This window comes from Paenibacillus sp. FSL H7-0714 (assembly GCF_038003765.1).
In the GTDB taxonomy this organism is placed as follows: domain Bacteria; phylum Bacillota; class Bacilli; order Paenibacillales; family Paenibacillaceae; genus Paenibacillus_AQ.
This window is the reverse complement of record NZ_JBBOPT010000001.1, coordinates 7,078,857-7,095,436: the sequence shown is the minus strand read 5'-3', so window position 1 is coordinate 7,095,436 and position 16,580 is coordinate 7,078,857. Positions and strand designations below refer to the sequence as shown.

General features: G+C 42.3%; 20 protein-coding genes and 1 tRNA gene. 19 read left to right on the top strand and 2 right to left on the bottom strand.

The window, feature by feature from the left end; all coding sequences use genetic code 11:
* Positions 1–673: 673 nt before the first annotated feature.
* The 12 genes from rpmH to NST34_RS31880 all read left to right on the top strand — a co-directional run bounded on the left by rpmH (position 674) and on the right by NST34_RS31880 (position 12,099).
* Positions 674–808, top strand: a complete 135-nt coding sequence (gene rpmH, locus NST34_RS31935) for a 50S ribosomal protein L34 (protein ID WP_039295761.1) — start codon at positions 674–676, stop codon at positions 806–808.
* 291 nt (positions 809–1,099) lie between these two features.
* Entirely contained in the window at positions 1,100–1,450 is a 351-nt protein-coding gene (rnpA, locus tag NST34_RS31930; RefSeq protein ID WP_042193070.1) for a ribonuclease P protein component, read from the top strand.
* 86 nt (positions 1,451–1,536) lie between these two features.
* The gene (locus tag NST34_RS31925) at positions 1,537–2,403 is read left to right on the top strand and encodes a YidC/Oxa1 family membrane protein insertase (protein WP_042193068.1); all 867 of its coding nucleotides are present in this window, start codon (positions 1,537–1,539) and stop codon (positions 2,401–2,403) included.
* Positions 2,400–3,134, top strand: a complete 735-nt coding sequence (gene jag, locus NST34_RS31920) for an RNA-binding cell elongation regulator Jag/EloR (protein WP_042193066.1) — start codon at positions 2,400–2,402, stop codon at positions 3,132–3,134. Before NST34_RS31925 ends, jag begins: the two co-directional genes overlap by 4 nt.
* A 109-nt stretch (positions 3,135–3,243) precedes the next feature.
* Positions 3,244–4,620 (top strand): tRNA uridine-5-carboxymethylaminomethyl(34) synthesis GTPase MnmE, encoded by a 1,377-nt coding sequence (mnmE, locus tag NST34_RS31915; RefSeq protein ID WP_042193063.1) that lies wholly within the window; start codon positions 3,244–3,246, stop codon positions 4,618–4,620.
* A gap of 38 nt (positions 4,621–4,658) precedes the next feature.
* A complete protein-coding gene (gene mnmG, locus NST34_RS31910; protein ID WP_042193060.1) occupies positions 4,659–6,545 on the top strand; it encodes a tRNA uridine-5-carboxymethylaminomethyl(34) synthesis enzyme MnmG in 1,887 nt (628 codons plus the stop codon).
* A 3-nt stretch (positions 6,546–6,548) separates the two neighbouring features.
* Positions 6,549–7,274: a 16S rRNA (guanine(527)-N(7))-methyltransferase RsmG gene (gene rsmG, locus NST34_RS31905; protein ID WP_339268038.1), complete on the top strand. Its 726-nt coding sequence runs from the start codon at positions 6,549–6,551 to the stop codon at positions 7,272–7,274.
* Between the two features lie 411 nt (positions 7,275–7,685).
* On the top strand, positions 7,686–8,501 hold the full coding sequence (gene noc / locus NST34_RS31900) for a nucleoid occlusion protein (protein ID WP_076285062.1): 816 nt from the start codon (positions 7,686–7,688) through the stop codon (positions 8,499–8,501).
* Between the two features lie 209 nt (positions 8,502–8,710).
* On the top strand, positions 8,711–9,472 hold the full coding sequence (locus NST34_RS31895) for a ParA family protein (protein ID WP_042131728.1): 762 nt from the start codon (positions 8,711–8,713) through the stop codon (positions 9,470–9,472).
* Positions 9,465–10,307 (top strand): ParB/RepB/Spo0J family partition protein, encoded by an 843-nt coding sequence (locus NST34_RS31890; RefSeq protein WP_042193054.1) that lies wholly within the window; start codon positions 9,465–9,467, stop codon positions 10,305–10,307. Before NST34_RS31895 ends, NST34_RS31890 begins: the two co-directional genes overlap by 8 nt.
* 110 nt (positions 10,308–10,417) lie before the next feature.
* Positions 10,418–11,578, top strand: a complete 1,161-nt coding sequence (locus NST34_RS31885) for an aminotransferase class V-fold PLP-dependent enzyme (protein ID WP_341129487.1) — start codon at positions 10,418–10,420, stop codon at positions 11,576–11,578.
* Positions 11,579–11,598: 20 nt separating this feature from the next.
* Positions 11,599–12,099 carry a DUF4446 family protein gene (locus NST34_RS31880; protein WP_042193049.1) on the top strand — a complete coding sequence of 167 codons (501 nt, stop codon included), beginning with the start codon at positions 11,599–11,601 and terminating at the stop codon, positions 12,097–12,099.
* Here NST34_RS31880 and yyaC read toward each other — a convergent pair.
* A complete protein-coding gene (gene yyaC, locus NST34_RS31875; protein WP_042131724.1) occupies positions 12,074–12,679 on the bottom strand; it encodes a spore protease YyaC in 606 nt (201 codons plus the stop codon). The genes NST34_RS31880 and yyaC overlap by 26 nt on opposite strands.
* 118 nt (positions 12,680–12,797) lie before the next feature.
* On the opposite strand from yyaC, the gene NST34_RS31870 reads away from it, so the two are divergent.
* The 4 genes from NST34_RS31870 to NST34_RS31855 all read left to right on the top strand — a co-directional run bounded on the left by NST34_RS31870 (position 12,798) and on the right by NST34_RS31855 (position 14,439).
* Positions 12,798–13,049, top strand: coding sequence for a DUF3343 domain-containing protein (locus tag NST34_RS31870; protein WP_042193047.1), 252 nt, complete (start codon positions 12,798–12,800; stop codon positions 13,047–13,049).
* A 15-nt stretch (positions 13,050–13,064) separates the two neighbouring features.
* Complete coding sequence (locus NST34_RS31865; RefSeq protein ID WP_341129486.1) at positions 13,065–14,093, top strand: mechanosensitive ion channel domain-containing protein; 1,029 nt, start codon at positions 13,065–13,067, stop codon at positions 14,091–14,093.
* Positions 14,093–14,305, top strand: coding sequence for a DUF951 domain-containing protein (locus NST34_RS31860; RefSeq protein WP_042193044.1), 213 nt, complete (start codon positions 14,093–14,095; stop codon positions 14,303–14,305). The genes NST34_RS31865 and NST34_RS31860 overlap by 1 nt, the downstream gene beginning before the upstream one ends.
* A gap of 43 nt (positions 14,306–14,348) precedes the next feature.
* Positions 14,349–14,439, top strand: a tRNA-Ser gene (locus NST34_RS31855).
* A 379-nt stretch (positions 14,440–14,818) separates the two neighbouring features.
* On the opposite strand, the gene NST34_RS31850 is transcribed toward NST34_RS31855, so the two are convergent.
* Positions 14,819–15,016, bottom strand: coding sequence for a YjzC family protein (locus NST34_RS31850; RefSeq protein ID WP_042131720.1), 198 nt, complete (start codon positions 15,014–15,016; stop codon positions 14,819–14,821).
* A gap of 215 nt (positions 15,017–15,231) precedes the next feature.
* On the opposite strand from NST34_RS31850, the gene rpsF reads away from it, so the two are divergent.
* The 3 genes from rpsF to rpsR are packed head-to-tail and all read left to right on the top strand — an operon-like array spanning position 15,232 to position 16,365.
* Complete coding sequence (rpsF, locus tag NST34_RS31845) at positions 15,232–15,516, top strand: 30S ribosomal protein S6 (RefSeq protein ID WP_036677776.1); 285 nt, start codon at positions 15,232–15,234, stop codon at positions 15,514–15,516.
* A gap of 48 nt (positions 15,517–15,564) precedes the next feature.
* On the top strand, positions 15,565–16,071 hold the full coding sequence (ssb, locus tag NST34_RS31840) for a single-stranded DNA-binding protein (protein WP_036677780.1): 507 nt from the start codon (positions 15,565–15,567) through the stop codon (positions 16,069–16,071).
* Between the two features lie 21 nt (positions 16,072–16,092).
* A complete protein-coding gene (rpsR, locus tag NST34_RS31835) occupies positions 16,093–16,365 on the top strand; it encodes a 30S ribosomal protein S18 (RefSeq protein WP_036651767.1) in 273 nt (90 codons plus the stop codon).
* Positions 16,366–16,580: the final 215 nt, after the last annotated feature.

The window sequence follows — 16,580 nt, the reverse complement described above, 5'->3', positions numbered from 1 at the left end:
AGACTGTCACTCCTTTAAATCTTCCAAATGTGGCATCAGCCATGAAGTGGAAATGTCGAAGAAAATAGGTTGGTGCTGATATTTATCCCCAGTAGGCAATATGAAGAGACAAAAAAATATGGATAAATTTGATTTGTTCACAACTTTATCCACAGCTTGTTGATAATTAAGAGAACAAACAAATCTATTCACATTCAAAAGTAATACCATCATAGCAAAACGCCCCTTATTTTTCAATGAGCAGGGCTATTTTATCCACAAATTCAAGCACTTGTGTACAATTATTAGGAACACCACTACATATTGTTGATAATTTGTTTACGGTTCGACACTTTACGCCAAAGCTTCGATAATTTTATACACAGGTTGTGCTCATCTGTGAGTAGTCGACTTTATTTTTTGATCACAGGTGGATAACTGTCATATCTTGTGGATTACTTTTTTTCTAATGGGAGTTGTGGATAAGCGGCTTGAATTAGAGGGAGGGTCTGGAGCCAGCAGTAGGTTGACTTTTGCGCATAAAATATGTTTAAATATATAAAGGTGTTTTCTGTAAGGATATGTCTCGATAATTAAATGATGATTCATGTAGATACTGTCCCTACTATAAGGACGGCTTAGACCGTTTCTGCTTATATGACAGTAATTAAGTTCCTGTAAGGGAGGTGCAATTATGAGACCGACATTTAGACCAAATGTGAGCAAACGCAAGAAAGTTCACGGTTTCCGTAAAAGAATGAGCACGAAAAACGGCCGTAAAGTGCTGGCAGCTCGCCGCTTGAAAGGCAGAAAAGTTTTGAGTGCGTAAGTTAGGCCACTAAGGGACCACTCCGGTGGTCTTTTTTTACTGCTTTTTATTATTATTTGCTCTGCAAACGACTAGGATCTCGCTTAATGCGCTAGCTACACTTTGCGGGGCTATTTAACGTATATACAGAATTATTTTGTGAGAAGTTGAGAATATTTTTCTTTCTATAATATAGAAGGGAAATTTCAGCGTTGTAGTCGCGGTCGTTTATGGCGACATCCAAATGACTATACTATTAGAAGAAAAAAATTCGGAACGATACTTTTAACCGGATTTATGAAGGAGATTCCCGTGCACAAAAAGTTACGATTACGAAACCGTGCCGACTTCAGTCGTGTATATCGCCATGGGAAGTCATTTGCGAATCATCAATTTGTAGTGTATTGGTTTAGCAAAAAAGAGGTAGAGCGATTTAGAGTTGGGGTATCGGTCAGTAAAAAGGTTGGAAACGCGGTTGTCCGTAACCGAATGAGAAGATTGGTGAAGGAAATCGTTCGTCATCATGAACCTGAAATTGCAGGTGGACTCGATATGGTGTTTATCGTAAGAAAAGGAGCGCTTTCCATGGAATACGCAGAGCTCGAAAAAAGCGTGCTGCATGTACTGCGCAAAGCCAAGCTACTCAAGGCTTCCCGCAAATAAAGGACGCATAAGAGGCTTGTTTATTTGTATTCATAATTATGGTATGATTTACGGTGGAATGGAATGTTCAAGAGAGGGGTTTTGAAGTGTCTCTAATGAAGACTAGACGGGGAAAATGGTTTCTCCTCATCACAGTGATGGTGTTGTCGTTAGCTGTTCTGTCGGGATGCGCTCCGTCAGCTGCTGTTACGCACACTACGGAGGATTTAAAGAATGGAGGCTTCTGGCAAAGTAATGTAGTGTATTATTTCGCCATTGCCTTGGACAAGTTTGCTGATTGGTTTAACGGAGAATATGGTTTAGCCGTACTTGTGATGGTTATTATTGTCCGCACGTTGATTCTTCCGCTTACGATTAAACAGGTGAAGAGCTCGCGGGCAATGCAAGCCATTCAACCGGAACTCCAAAAGATCCAGAAAAAATATAAAGACACACCTGAAAAGGTGCAGCAAGAAACGATGCGTTTGTTCCAAGAGAATAAGGTTAATCCAATGGCGGGTTGTTTACCGCTGATCGTACAAATGCCTATCTTTATCGCTCTCTACAACTCGATCTACTATAATCCACATCTACGGGAGCACTCCTTCTTATGGCTGGAGCTAGGTAAGCCGGATCATCTGTTTATCTTACCAGTGCTTGCAGCATTAACAACATTTATACAAACTAGAATGATGACTAAAATGAACCCGATGCAACAACAAGGGCCAATGCAGTTCATGATGATGATCTATCCAGTTCTGATTTTCGTTATGTCCTACAACTTCCCAGCAGCATTGCCGCTATACTGGGTTTACAGTAACATTTATACTATTGTTCAGAACTATTTCTTATATCGCAACAACGATAAACATAAATTGGCAATCGCAAGTGCTGTGAAAAGTACAGATGACTCAACTGCTGTGAAGAGCAAAGGCGGCAGTAAAGCATCGAAGGGAGCCAAAAAGTCAAAATGAGCAAAGTCGTCGCAACAGGGAAAACCATTGAAGAAGCTGTAGAACGGGGACTAACCCAGCTTGGAGTTCAAAAGGACCGGGTAACGGTCAACGTACTTGAGCAGCCATCAAGAGGATTCCTGGGATTGATCGGTGCGAAAGGTGCCAAGGTTGAGTTAACCTTGATAGCCGAAGCCGCACCGGCATCAGCGGCGAGTGCTCCGTCACTGCCTCAGCAGTCAACAAGAGAGAGCAAACAGGAGGCTAACGGCGGTGTGCCACGCCAAGATTCCGGACAACCGGTGGAGGAAGCTTACCAAGAAGCCGTTCATTTCATTGTGGATGTCGCTAAGAGCATGGGGCTCGAAGTGGAAGTCGAAATCGTCCACACTAAGGAATCCACGATTCTGCAGATATCAGGTCCAGATTTGGGACTGTTGATTGGTAGAAGAGGACAAACTCTCGATGCTCTGCAGTATTTGGCTAATATCGTAGCTAATCGTTACTCCGACAGTTTTATACGGCTTGTGCTAGATGCGGAGAACTTCCGTGAGCGGCGTAAAAAAACTCTCGAAGAGCTGGCTGATCGTTTAGCCAGTCGTGTCATTCGGACTCGTAAAGAGGTAGTACTGGAACCGATGTCACCTCAGGAGCGGAAAATTATTCACTCCAGATTACAGGATCATCGGCAAGTGAATACCCTTAGTAAGGGCGAAGAGCCAAATCGCCGCGTCGTTATAACTTTGAAGTAAAGACTATATGATGCAATGACTCCTTGACCAATGTAAGGGGTCATTGCTTTTTTAACAATATAAGACCGTTTATGATCAAAAAAATATAGGTTTTGGGGTGAAAAACAGCATGCTTAGTGACACCATTGCTGCCGTATCGACGGCATTAGGCGAGGGAGGAATTGCTATTATTCGGGTAAGTGGCCCTCAGGCTATTTCCCAAGTGGCGCCTTTGTTTCGTAGCCGAGTTCCGTTAACTGAAGCGGAATCGCATACCGTTCATTATGGGCATATCGTTAGTCCGGATAACGGAGAGAAGATGGAAGAAGTACTTGTAACCGTAATGAAGGGCCCACGTTCTTTTACGACCGAGGATGTAGTAGAGATCAGTGCTCATGGTGGTGTAATTTCTGTAAGAAGGGTGATGGATTTACTTCTTCAGCAGGAGATAAGGTTAGCCGAGCCAGGTGAGTTCACCAAGCGTGCTTTCTTGGGTGGACGTATTGATTTATCACAGGCTGAGGCGGTTATTGATCTCATTCGCTCGAAGTCGGATCGTGCGTTTTCTGTGGCTTTAAAGCAGGTTAGTGGATCCTTGTCGGATCGAATTCATGCTTTGCGCCATACACTTATTGAGATGCTGGCTCATATCGAAGTAAATATAGATTATCCAGAGCATGATGTAGAATCCATGACAGCTGAATTTATTAAAGATAAAAGCAGTGAAGTGATGGAAGGAATCACAAAGCTTCTTAAGACTTCTAATGAAGGAAAAATTCTTCGTGAGGGGATAACGACAGCTATAGTTGGTCGTCCCAATGTTGGTAAATCTTCTTTATTAAACGCGTTAGCACGTGATAACAAAGCGATTGTAACAGATATTCCCGGAACAACACGTGATGTCATCGAAGAATATATAACGATAAACAACATTCCGCTTAAGCTGCTTGATACGGCGGGAATTCGTGAAACGATGGATGTAGTGGAGAAGATTGGCGTAGAACGTTCCAAGGCGGCAGTTAGTGATGCGGATCTGATTCTACTTGTGCTAAATGCTAACGAAGAGCTGCATGAGGACGAATTGGCATTGATGGAACAAATCCACGGTAGACAATGCCTAGTGATCATGAATAAAATGGACTTACCGCCCAAACTAGATAAGGATAAGTTGCTCTCGTTCTTTGAGGAGTCCAACATCGTACCAATGTCCGTTCTGGAAGAGGAAGGTCTAGACAAACTTGAAGATGCCATTTCGACACTCTTTTTTGGTGGAAAGCTGGAATCGGGTGACTTGACATATGTAAGTAATGTGAGACATATTGCACTGCTTAAAAAAGCCTATAAATCACTACAGGATGCATACGATGCGGCGGAACAGTATATTCCAATTGATATGATTCAAATCGATGTACGGCTAGCATGGGAACAACTCGGTGAAATTATAGGCGATACGGCAGCGGACTCGTTGTTAGATCAAATATTCTCACAATTTTGTTTAGGAAAATAGGTTTTACATTTTAATATAACATTAGGGGGAAACAGGACATGAGTTATGATGGAGGCAACTATGACGTAATCGTCATTGGCGCCGGTCATGCCGGTTGCGAAGCAGCTCTAGCGTCAGCACGAATGGGCTGCAGCACGTTGATGATCACAATTAACCTGGATATGGTTGCATTCATGCCCTGCAATCCGTCCATAGGCGGACCTGCCAAAGGACATGTGGTGCGTGAGATTGATGCGCTAGGCGGAGAAATGGGCCGTAATATAGATAAGACTTTTATTCAGCTTCGTATGCTTAACACAGGGAAGGGACCTGCGGTGCATGCATTGCGTGCACAAGCTGATAAGTTCTTGTACCAACATACAATGAAGGAAACGATGGAGAAAACGCCTAATTTGACGCTTCGTCAAGGGATGGTTGAGCGTTTAATCGTTGAGGATGGACGTTGTGCGGGTGTAGTTACGAAGACAGGAACGGAATACCATAGTAAGACTGTTATCCTGACTACAGGTACTTACCTGCGTGGTAAGGTGATCATGGGTGAACTGACATATGAGAGTGGACCTAACAATCAACAGCCATCAGTGAAGCTATCTGAGAATTTGCGGGAGCTTGGTTTTGAATTGGTGCGTTTTAAGACAGGTACACCACCACGTGTACATCGCGATACGATCGATTTCTCGAAGACAGAAATTCAACCCGGCGACGATGAGCCTAAATTCTTTTCGTTTGAAACGAAATCATCCAACAATGAACAGCTTCCTTGTTGGTTAACTTATACCTCTGAGGTTACTCATCAGATTATTAATGACAACCTTCATCGTGCGCCGATGTTTACGGGTATTATTGAAGGAACAGGTCCACGTTATTGCCCATCTATTGAAGATAAAGTAGTAAGATTTAGTGATAAATCTAAGCATCAGATCTTTTTAGAGCCAGAAGGAAAAAATACATCGGAATACTATGTACAAGGTCTGTCGACTAGTCTTCCTGAGGATGTACAGCTGGCGATTCTGCGTTCCATCCCTGGTATGGAAAAGGTAGAGATGATGCGTAACGGCTATGCTATTGAATATGATGCAATGGTTCCTACACAGCTATGGCCATCTCTTGAAACTAAACGTTTACCTGGTCTTTTCACTGCTGGACAAATCAATGGTACTTCCGGTTATGAAGAAGCAGCTGGCCAAGGTGTAATGGCTGGAATTAATGCAGCACGCAAAGTGCAAGACAAAGAACCCGTAATCTTAGATCGTTCACAGGGATACATTGGTGTACTCATTGATGATCTGGTGACTAAGGGCACTAATGAACCTTATCGTCTGCTTACTTCACGTGCAGAATATCGTTTGTTGCTTCGCCATGATAATGCAGATCTAAGACTTACACCTATCGGTTACGACATTGGTTTGATTACACAGGAACGTTTCGATAACTTCACGGATAAAAAAGAACGGGTGGAGCGTGAAATTGTTCGTCTGCAAGAGACAAAGGTTAAACCTGTTGAGGTAAACCATGTACTAGCGCAATATGAATCGGCACCTATTGTAGACGGCAGTAATTTGCTTGTTTTGATGCGGCGTCCAGAGCTTGTATATAGCTTCGTAGATCAAGTCTCGCCATCACCGGAAATGCTGGATGCAGAAATGAAGGAGCAAGTGGAAATCCAAATCAAATATGCCGGATATATTGAAAAACAGCTCCAACATGTGGAGCGCTTGCAAAAGATGGAGAAGAAGAAAATTCCAGATGACATTAATTATAATGAAATCCATGGATTAGCGATGGAAGCGCGGCAGAAGCTGACTAAGATCCGTCCAATCTCTATCGGGCAGGCCTCTCGGATTGCGGGAGTCACACCTGCCGACATTTCTATTCTCCTCGTATATCTCGAGCATTACAACCGGGTAACCGCGGCGAAAGGATAATCTATGGATAATACGGAAGTTCAATTCACTCAGCTTTTACAAGAAAGAGGCATTACACTTACAGCAGAACAATTGGAGCAATTCGATCTTTACTATAAGGAACTCGTATCCTGGAATGAAAAAATGAATCTCACTGGAATAACAGAGCGTGAGCAGGTTTACACGAAACATTTTTATGATTCGATCTCTCTAGCCTTTTTCCTTAATATCAATGAGATAAACAATTTGGCAGATATCGGTTCGGGAGCCGGGTTTCCAGGTATTCCGCTTAAGATTTGTTTTCCACATTTGAAACTTACGATCATTGATTCATTAAGTAAAAGAATCTCTTTTCTGCAGCATGTCTGTACTACGTTGAAATTAACTGATGTGCAATTGATTCATGGTCGAGCGGAGGATATTGCCCGGCAATTCAAGCATCGTGACGCCTATGATTTGGTGACTGCGCGTGCGGTGGCAAGATTATCCTTGTTGAATGAGTTTTGTCTTCCTTTCACACGTAAGGATGGAGTTTTCGCTGCCATGAAAGGAAGCGATCCATCAGAAGAATTAAGTGAGGCGAAGTACAGCTTAAAAGAGCTTCGTGCTCAACTTGGTAAAGTAGAGTCGTTCAGCTTGCCTGTGGAAGAGTCGGCGCGACATATTGTCATTATTCGTAAGACAGGTGCCACTCCTGCTAAGTACCCACGAAAAGCGGGAATTCCTGCCAAAACACCACTTATCAAATAATGTTTCACGTGAAACATTATAGATTGGAAAATATATTTAAGGTCATCCTCATTTTAGAGGGTGACCTTTTTTTGAGTGGAATTGCGATAACGATCTCAAATGAACTTTAATTAAAAGATAAACTAAATTGATATGTTTATTAAGCGGCTATCATTATGAAAATGCAGGAAAAATAGGTCTTTACGGAGAATATGATTATGTAGAGAAAAGTGATAGAATAGCATAGTAGACTTTTAATTTTGTATATAACTCCTTCTCTGTACTCTTGTTCGAAAGAAGGAGAGATTATGATGCCTGATAGCTGCAGGCCATTTCATAATATCAGAATGTTTTTTATTGCTGTACGATACGCTTTCCGAGAAGAAGGTCAAGAAGATCGTACTATAACGAAATTAGGTGGTTATGAACGGAATGAAAGAACAATTTACCAAGCTATTTGGATTTACCGAGCGGAGCAGCGGAGAAGAGATTAAACAAATACCAGTTCATGAGGTCATTAGCAGTCCTTACCAACCACGGACGATATTCGATGACGACAAGATCGATGAGTTGTGCCAGACGATTAAAACTCATGGGGTCATTCAACCCATAGTTGTACGCATGCGAGATTCCGTGTACGAGATCATTGCAGGTGAACGACGCTGGCGTGCGGTCAAAAAGCTTGGTTTAGAGACGATTCCAGCCATTGTTCGTGAATTCAATGATTCACAGGCCGCATCTATTGCGCTTATAGAAAACTTACAGCGTGAGGGCTTGACCTCTATTGAAGAAGCTGTTGCTTATCAAAAGTTAATTGATCTTCATCAATTGACGCAAGAAAGCTTAGCACAACGACTAGGTAAAAGTCAGTCTACCATAGCTAATAAAATTCGCTTACTTAATTTACCTGAAGAGGTTAAGACGGCGTTAATGGAGCGTCAGATTTCTGAAAGACATGCACGTTCATTATTATCACTCGATAGTGTGGAGATGCAACTGAAAGTGTTGGCAGAAATCATTTCAAAAGGCTTAAATGTTAAACAAACAGAAGCTCGTATTGCTTTCTACAAACAAGTCTCACAAACTAAAAAATCAAAGCGGGTCTCCTATACCAAGGATGTTCGTCTAGCTCTTAATACAATTCGTCAATCTATTGATATGGTGTCAGGCTCAGGGATGGAAATCAAAACGTCAGAAAATGACCGTGGTGACCATTACGAGATTGTAATCCAAATCCCCAAAAGATAAATTGTTTCAAAAGCTGAAGGCGGCCTTGAGGTGATTGGCCGCCTTTGGTGTGGCTAGAACCGGGATGTGTTGGCCAGGCCTGTAATTTAAAGTTCCAGTATATAATAGTTGTCTATATTCTTCATAAAGTGTGACGCTATATCAGCGTCAGGAACATTTGTACTTGCGATCTACGAGAAGATTCTTCCTAACTATTCGAGGTGAAATAAGTGTCCAAGATTATTGCCATAGCAAATCAAAAAGGCGGTGTCGGTAAAACAACAACCTCCGTGAACCTAGGTGCCGGTATGGCTACATTAGGAAAAAGAGTGCTTCTAGTTGATATCGATCCTCAAGGTAACACTACTAGCGGCGTTGGCGTCAACAAGGCGGACGTGGCGAATTGTATATATGACATTCTTATAAATGAGGTAAATCCTCTAGAAACCATACTGGAAACTCAAAATGAAGGACTGCATATCATTCCGGCGACCATTCAATTAGCGGGTGCGGAAATCGAGTTAGTATCGACGATTTCCAGAGAGCTAAAGCTAAAAAAGGCGCTGAATGCGGTTAAAAACAATTATGATTATATTATCATCGATTGTCCTCCTTCACTTGGCATTTTAACAATCAATTCTCTTACGGCAGCGGATTCGGTAATCATCCCGATCCAGTGTGAATATTATGCACTTGAGGGTTTGAGTCAGCTTTTAAACACCGTTCGTCTGGTGCAAAAGAATCTCAACCCGCATCTGAAGATAGAGGGAGTATTATTGACTATGCTTGATGCCCGGACCAATCTGGGAATCCAGGTGATAGAAGAGGTTAAGAAGTATTTCCAAGAGAAAGTATATAGAACGATTATTCCTCGGAATGTCCGGTTAAGTGAAGCGCCTTCACATGGACAATCCATTATCACTTATGATCCTCGCTCTAAAGGAGCGGAAGTGTATTTAGAGTTGGCAAAGGAAGTGATTTCTTATGAGTAAACGTTTAGGAAAAGGTCTGGATGCGCTGATTCCATCTTTATCTATTAATGAAGATGATAAGGTAGTTGAGATTCCCTTAGCTCAACTACGTGCTAATCCATATCAACCACGTAAAGATTTTAATGAAGAGGCCATTCAAGAACTGGCAGAATCTATCAGACAACATGGCGTGATTCAGCCGATCATAGTCCGTAGCGTATTGAAGGGGTATGAGATCATTGCCGGCGAACGCAGATTCCGGGCTTCGCAATATTGTGGCAAAGCTACAATCCCAGCAGTTGTTAGAAATCTTAGTGATCAACAGGTTATGGAGATTGCCTTAATTGAGAACTTGCAACGTGAGAACTTAAATGCAATGGAGATCGCAGTGGCTTACCAAGGCCTAATGGATCAGTTTTCACTCACGCAGGAAGAACTCTCGCTTAAGGTAGGTAAGTCCAGATCACACATCGCTAACTTCCTAAGATTACTTTCTTTACCTGAAGAAGTAAAAGAATATGTTTCACGTGGAACAATGTCAATGGGGCATGCGCGGGCAATTGTTGCTTTAAAGGATCCAGAAGTAATTAAACAACTGGCCGAACAATGCGTGGAACAACAGTGGAGTGTAAGAGAGCTAGAAGAAACAGTGAAGAACTTGGACCGAAAACCTACTAATGGAGTTAAAGTCAAAGTTGTTAAACGTGATCCCTACATTGATAATGTAGAGGAAGTATTGCGTGAACGTTTTAAAACAACAGTGAAAATAAAACAGGGTAAGGAAAAAGGGAAGATTGAACTGAATTACTATAGTGCTCAGGATTTAGAAAGATTGTTGGAATTATTGGGTAACTAAATGGGTATCTATGCCAAGAACATATCCTGAGATATCCTTAATCGGATAATTAGGGGTATGTTTTTTTGAATAAGTTGATTAAAAAAGGGTAATAGACGAGGAGCGAGGTTATGGAAGACTTCGTATATCTGGATCACGCAGCAACCTCGTGGCCGAAACCACCAGAGGTTGCAGCTGCGATGATGAATGCTCTGCAGTCAGGAGCGAATGCTGGTAGAGGTAATTACTCGCTAGCGATAGGAAGCGGTCGAGTGTTAGTAAAGACGCGGAGTGTGCTGGCGGGATTGTTCGGTGTATCTAATGCGCAAAATATAGCTTTTACCCATAATACTACGATGAGTTTGAATATGGCGATCAGAGGGACGCTTAAAGTGGGAGATCACGTGATTTCAACGATGACAGAACACAATTCTGTGAGACGGCCGCTGGAATACTTGCGTAAGACACTTGGGATAAAAGTTGACTATCTAAAAGTGGATCGTGAAGGGCAATTGGATTTAAAAGAACTCAAAAATGCTTTCCAGCCGAATACCAAAATGGTGATCTGCAATCACAGCTCTAATTTACTAGGAAGTATACTCCCTATCGGTGATATTGGCGATATCGTTAAATCGCATGGTGCTGTGTTTCTGGTGGATGCTGCTCAAAGCGCAGGTTCAATTGATATTGATGTTAAAAAAATGAATATAGACTTGTTGGCATTTCCGGGGCATAAAGGACTACTTGGACCACAAGGAACCGGCGGACTTTATATATCACCTGAATTGGACCTGGAACCCCTGATGCATGGAGGAACTGGTAGTCAATCGGAAAACAGTGAACAACCCTCTGTTCGTCCAGATCGATATGAAGCGGGAACACAAAATACGGTAGGGATTGCCGGTTTACTAGCAGGTGTTCAAAAGGTACAATCTTTAGGGACGAACGTTATCCATGAGAGTGAATGGACATTAACTCAAAAGCTAATGGAAGGGTTGTCCAACATCCCAGGCATTAGAATATTAGGACCCTCTCTAGGGGCTCCGAGAACTGGCATTGTATCTTTTGTGGTAGATGGAGAAGAATCGGCGAATATTGCTCACCGTCTAGATCGTGATTATAAAATAGCGGTCAGAGCGGGTATGCATTGTACCCCTTTGGCACATAAGGCGGTTGACACGCTAGAGAGTGGTGCTGTTCGGGCGAGTGTAGGTGTAGATACGACAGAGCATAATATAAGCAGAATGCTGGCTGCTATGGATGAGTTATATGGCAATGCCCGCAGCAGATGAATAAAAAGGATGGTCCATTCATGTCTGAATTAAATCAATTAATTAGTGAGCAGTTGCAGTGGTTTGTGTTTGGTTTTACAGTAATTATGTTGGTGCTGATAATCACTGTGATCGCCCAGGGGGCTAAGCTGCGTGCTATGCGGCGTAAATATGAGGCCATGATGGCTGGGAGCGGTGTGGAGGATCTGGAAGGCCTTCTAATTGATCTGAAGAACCAAAGCGACATGCTGGAAGAAGAACAACGTGAACAAAAAACCGTATTAGAAGCAACTCAAACTAGAATGCGTGGCATGAAGTCCAATATTGCGCTGAAACGTTATAATGCCTTTGGTGAACGTGGCAATGATCTGAGTTTCTCAGTCGCTATACTGGATGACAACAGTAGTGGTATTGTATTAACCAGTCTTCATAATCGTGAGAATTCTTATATTTACTCTAAACCTATGCAGAATGGCGAATCACAATATGTCTTATCACCTGAAGAAAAAGAAGTAGTTACTCTCGCGTTGCAGCGGACCTAGCATGAAGATTCCATTGCTTTAAGGCAGAATATAGACTCGTAGCTATAATATCAGATAATCGCATAACTAAACTTAATCGCGTGTTCTGTAATACAAAATACTCCATAAAGCCGCCGACATTAACGATTCCCGTCAAATGGATATCACCTACCGGCGGCAATTGTTTATTTACGCCAGCACCTGGTCTCAAAGGCCCTTCAACGACTTGGATGCATCCTACACTAGTAGAGTGACCTAAACAAGCATCTATACCGATGATAAAGGGGTTACTATATCTTTCGTTGATTAGAGATAGAGTTTCCTCAAGGTTAACGGCATGGACAGGCTCCTCAAGAGTTCCATATAAATGAAACAGCGGACTATGAAAACGTGACAATGCAGTGCCAACAAGAGGGCCAAGAGAGTCTCCTGTGGATCGGTCCGTACCTACACAAATGACGACAATCTGTGTTTCCGGGCGTGTACGTGCAAAGTGAAACAGTAGTCGGTGGGTAATAGCAGAATAGATATCGGGATCGGTATGTGATATTTTTAAACAGGACGTTTCTTGCGCGGATGTAGCTTTGGATGAAAAATTCATACCATCTTCCTTTCTGAAGCTGATTCTATTTGATGGTATCTAGTATATGGATAGAAGAGGGGTTTTATACTACAGCGGCAAGAGATAGGACGATAAACCTATGGGAGGCGTAACGTATATGCAGGAAGAGATGTTGATCGCGTTTGACTCTACCCAGCAGGCGCTTCGTGCTGAAATGCTGCTTGAGTATGCGGAAATTGAAATTGATATATTTCCAACCCCGAAAGAGATCACGGCAGGATGCGCGATATCGATTCAGTTTTATCAAAGTGCACTGGAAGAGGTACAAAGGATAGTAACGGAACAGAATATCGAAATACGCGGTATCTACGGAAAACACAACGAGAACTACATACTGATTGAGAGGTAGGGAGGACTATACAATATGAATAGGTGGATATTAGAGGCTACTACTCCCGGTGATGCTGTAAAAGATGCCTTGCGTTTTAAAGATAAGGTGTGGAATTGGTTTACCGATGCTGATATGTGGGCCAATGCCTTATTCTCAGGACTACGAATTCTTATTATTTTTCTCTTAACTAGGGTTATTATTAAGATTGTTTCTAATATTATTGATCGTTCGCTTGAACGTAAAACGGGTGGCAGAATTCTGTCTAACACACGAAGGTTTACTACGGTAGGGGAATTGATGAAAAATGTAGTAACGGTTATCTGTAATTTTGTGATGATCATGCTCATTCTTTCAGAGTTCCACTTCGATTTAGCACCCTTGTTGGCCGGAGCAGGTGTACTTGGTCTGGCAGTAGGTTTTGGAGCACAAAGTCTGGTGAAGGATGTTATTACAGGGTTCTTTATTATTTTGGAGGACCAATTTGCGGTTGGTGATGTAATTCAGACAGGTACTTATAAAGGGACTGTAGAATTAATCGGATTGCGAACAACAAGACTGTTAAGTGCAACCGGAGAAGTATTTATTATCCCTAATGGACTAATTACGAATGTGACGAACTATTCTCTTTCCAATGCATTGGCTGTAGTTGATGTTCCTGTTAAAATGGAGCGAAGCTTGGAAGTCACGTTAGGATTAATTGGCGAGGCGCTAAAAGGAATAGAACAGCGTAACTTCAATGTGCTTGCTTACCCTAATGTGCTCGGAATACAGTCCATGAGTACCTCGGAATATGTGATTCGTATAGCTGCCAGCTGTGCTCCTAATGCAAGAGATGCAGCGGAGAGACAAATTCAAAACGACATAAAGCAGGCATTAGAGAAACAGAGCATGCTGGAACTGGCCCAAGCTGAAGAAGAAGCACGTAAGAAGGCAGAGGCAGAGGCGAAGGCTCAAATAGATCTTGCAAAAACAGAACATGCACTAGAAGTTACAGGGTCGGCAAGCACTGGATCAAGACGGCAAATCGCAGCTACACAAGAAGGAGAAGAGGGGGAAGAATAGTGGAACGTAAAGTTTTTCAGCTTGGGGATATAGTGCAAATGAAGAAGCAGCATCCTTGTGGATCTAATGAGATGGAAATCATTCGCATGGGGATGGATATCCGAATTAAATGTACAGGCTGTCAGCATAGTGTTCTGATTCCCCGTGCTAAATTCGAGAAGAATATGAAGAAGGTACTGCGCTCTGCGGAGGAAAATACAGACAATAATTAAGCTTGCAAATGGCATGTCTGCATGATACAATTATTTTTGCTGCGGAGAGGTACCCAAGAGGCCCAAGGGGGCTGACTCGAAATCAGTTAGGCGTGTCAAAGCGTGCGTGGGTTCGAATCCCACCCTCTCCGCCACTTCAGCATATATAACATTTAATGAATCCTTCGTTCCTGTAACGGAGGTTTTTTTGTGTCTATAGTAGCCGATATACAGGATAATATATAACGCAAAAAGAAGGGCCCTTTCGGGTCCTTCTTCAGGAGGCAGTACATCAATGATGTTGGAATTTCTCTGTTTATAGCGACTAAAGTGATTTAGGCGTTGCTGAGGCTAATGCTTTTTTAAGGCAATAACCCACTACTCTTCCCAGCTTACAATAGATGCTGAATCAGATCTCCTGTGATTGTGTTCGTCTACGACGGCCAACGGAACCACACCTCTCTTTTGTACTGCCTGAGTATAGTATGTGTAATGTCGTTTTTTTTATACACATTTTTTTTTAATATGCTTGAATTAATGTACCCGTGCTTTTTCAACCTTTTTCCACTTTCGATTTTTGTTGGTGGTCTCAGGGAAGGTATCCCCTTTTTCCATTTTAATGTGCTGTGGATTCGAAATCTCAGTATGGAAGCTTCGCGCTTCGCCTACCTCTGTATACATGCCTGGATTGGGGGCTTTGTCGCCTTCTTCATATTCCGTTTTCTCACCCATTATTATTCCTCCTTTTTTAGTGTAGATGAATTCGTAATTATTGTGCGCAGGTAGTGATTTTTTCATGTAAAAAGAGGGGGAGGAGTTGTCCTGTATTAATATTGCTTGCACTCTGCTGTTCATTTTGGTATATTAATCAGGTGCGAGTCTATGTTTGTGCTCGTTCCTTGCTCCTGACGTGATTAGGGGCCTCAGACCATAAGGAGGTGAAAATTATGCGCAAATATGAAGTGATGTACATTATTCGTCCTGACATTGAACAAGAAGCCGTTCAAGCAGCAGTCGATAAATTCCAAGGCATCATCTCCAATGGCGGGGAAATTACAAAGCACGAAGTGCAAGGTAAACGCCGTCTTGCGTATGAGATCAAGAAATTCCGTGATGGCGTTTATGTTTTGGTTAACTTCAATGCAGAACCTGCAGTAGTTACTGAATTAGAACGTCTTATGAAGATTTCTGACGAAGTTATTCGTTATCTCATTACGAACGACGTTGCTTAAGATCTTGACAAGCTTTGTAATGAATCGCTCTAAAGGAGGGGACCAGAATTGTTGAACCGTATCATTTTGATCGGACGGTTGACCCGTGACCCGGAACTTCGTTATACTCCCGCTGGTGTTGCCGTAACGCAATTTACGCTAGCCGTAGATCGTAACTTTACGGGCCAGAACGGTGAACGTGAGGCAGACTTCATCCCGGTTGTAACCTGGAGACAGCTAGCAGAAACCTGTGCCAATTACTTGCGCAAAGGTCGTCTGACAGCAGTGGAAGGACGCATCCAAGTGCGGAATTATGAGAATAACGAAGGCAAACGTGTATACGTAACTGAAGTTATTGCTGATAATGTTCGTTTCCTGGAATCTTCACAGAGCCGTGAAGGTGGAAATACTTCAAGTGGTGCAAGTAGTATGCCTGAAGAGCCAGCATATGGTGGCGGTGGTAACGCTGGACGCGGAAATAACAACAATAATTTCTCGCGTAACAACAATACTCAAGATCCTTTTTCGGGCGATGGTAAACCGATTGATATATCGGATGATGATTTGCCATTTTAATTAGGAAGGACTGAAAAGAATATGGCTTTTAAACCAAGAGAAGGCGCTGACAACGACAAAAGACCAGCACGTCGTGGTGGACGCAACAAGCGTAAAAAAGTTTGCTTTTTCACTGTGAACAAGATTACTCACATTGATTATAAAGATACCGAACTTCTTAAGAAGTTCATCAGCGAACGTGGAAAGATTTTGCCACGTCGTGTAACAGGTACAAGTGCAAAATACCAACGCGCTCTTACCATTGCTGTAAAACGCTCGCGTCAAATCGCGTTGCTTCCTTACACAACGGAATAGGACGTTTTATAAAAGCAGTCGGGAAACCGGCTGCTTTTTTTGTATGCAAAAAAGGAAGCATTAATAGTAGGGTAAGCATGAAATCGAATTATTTGGGCGTTGAATCGTTTGACGTTGGCACTTTATTATGTTAAATTACAGCTATCCTATAACTAAAGGGGAAATTTTGATGTCGGTGACCGTTCTTAACTAGCAATTTCATAACACTTGATTAG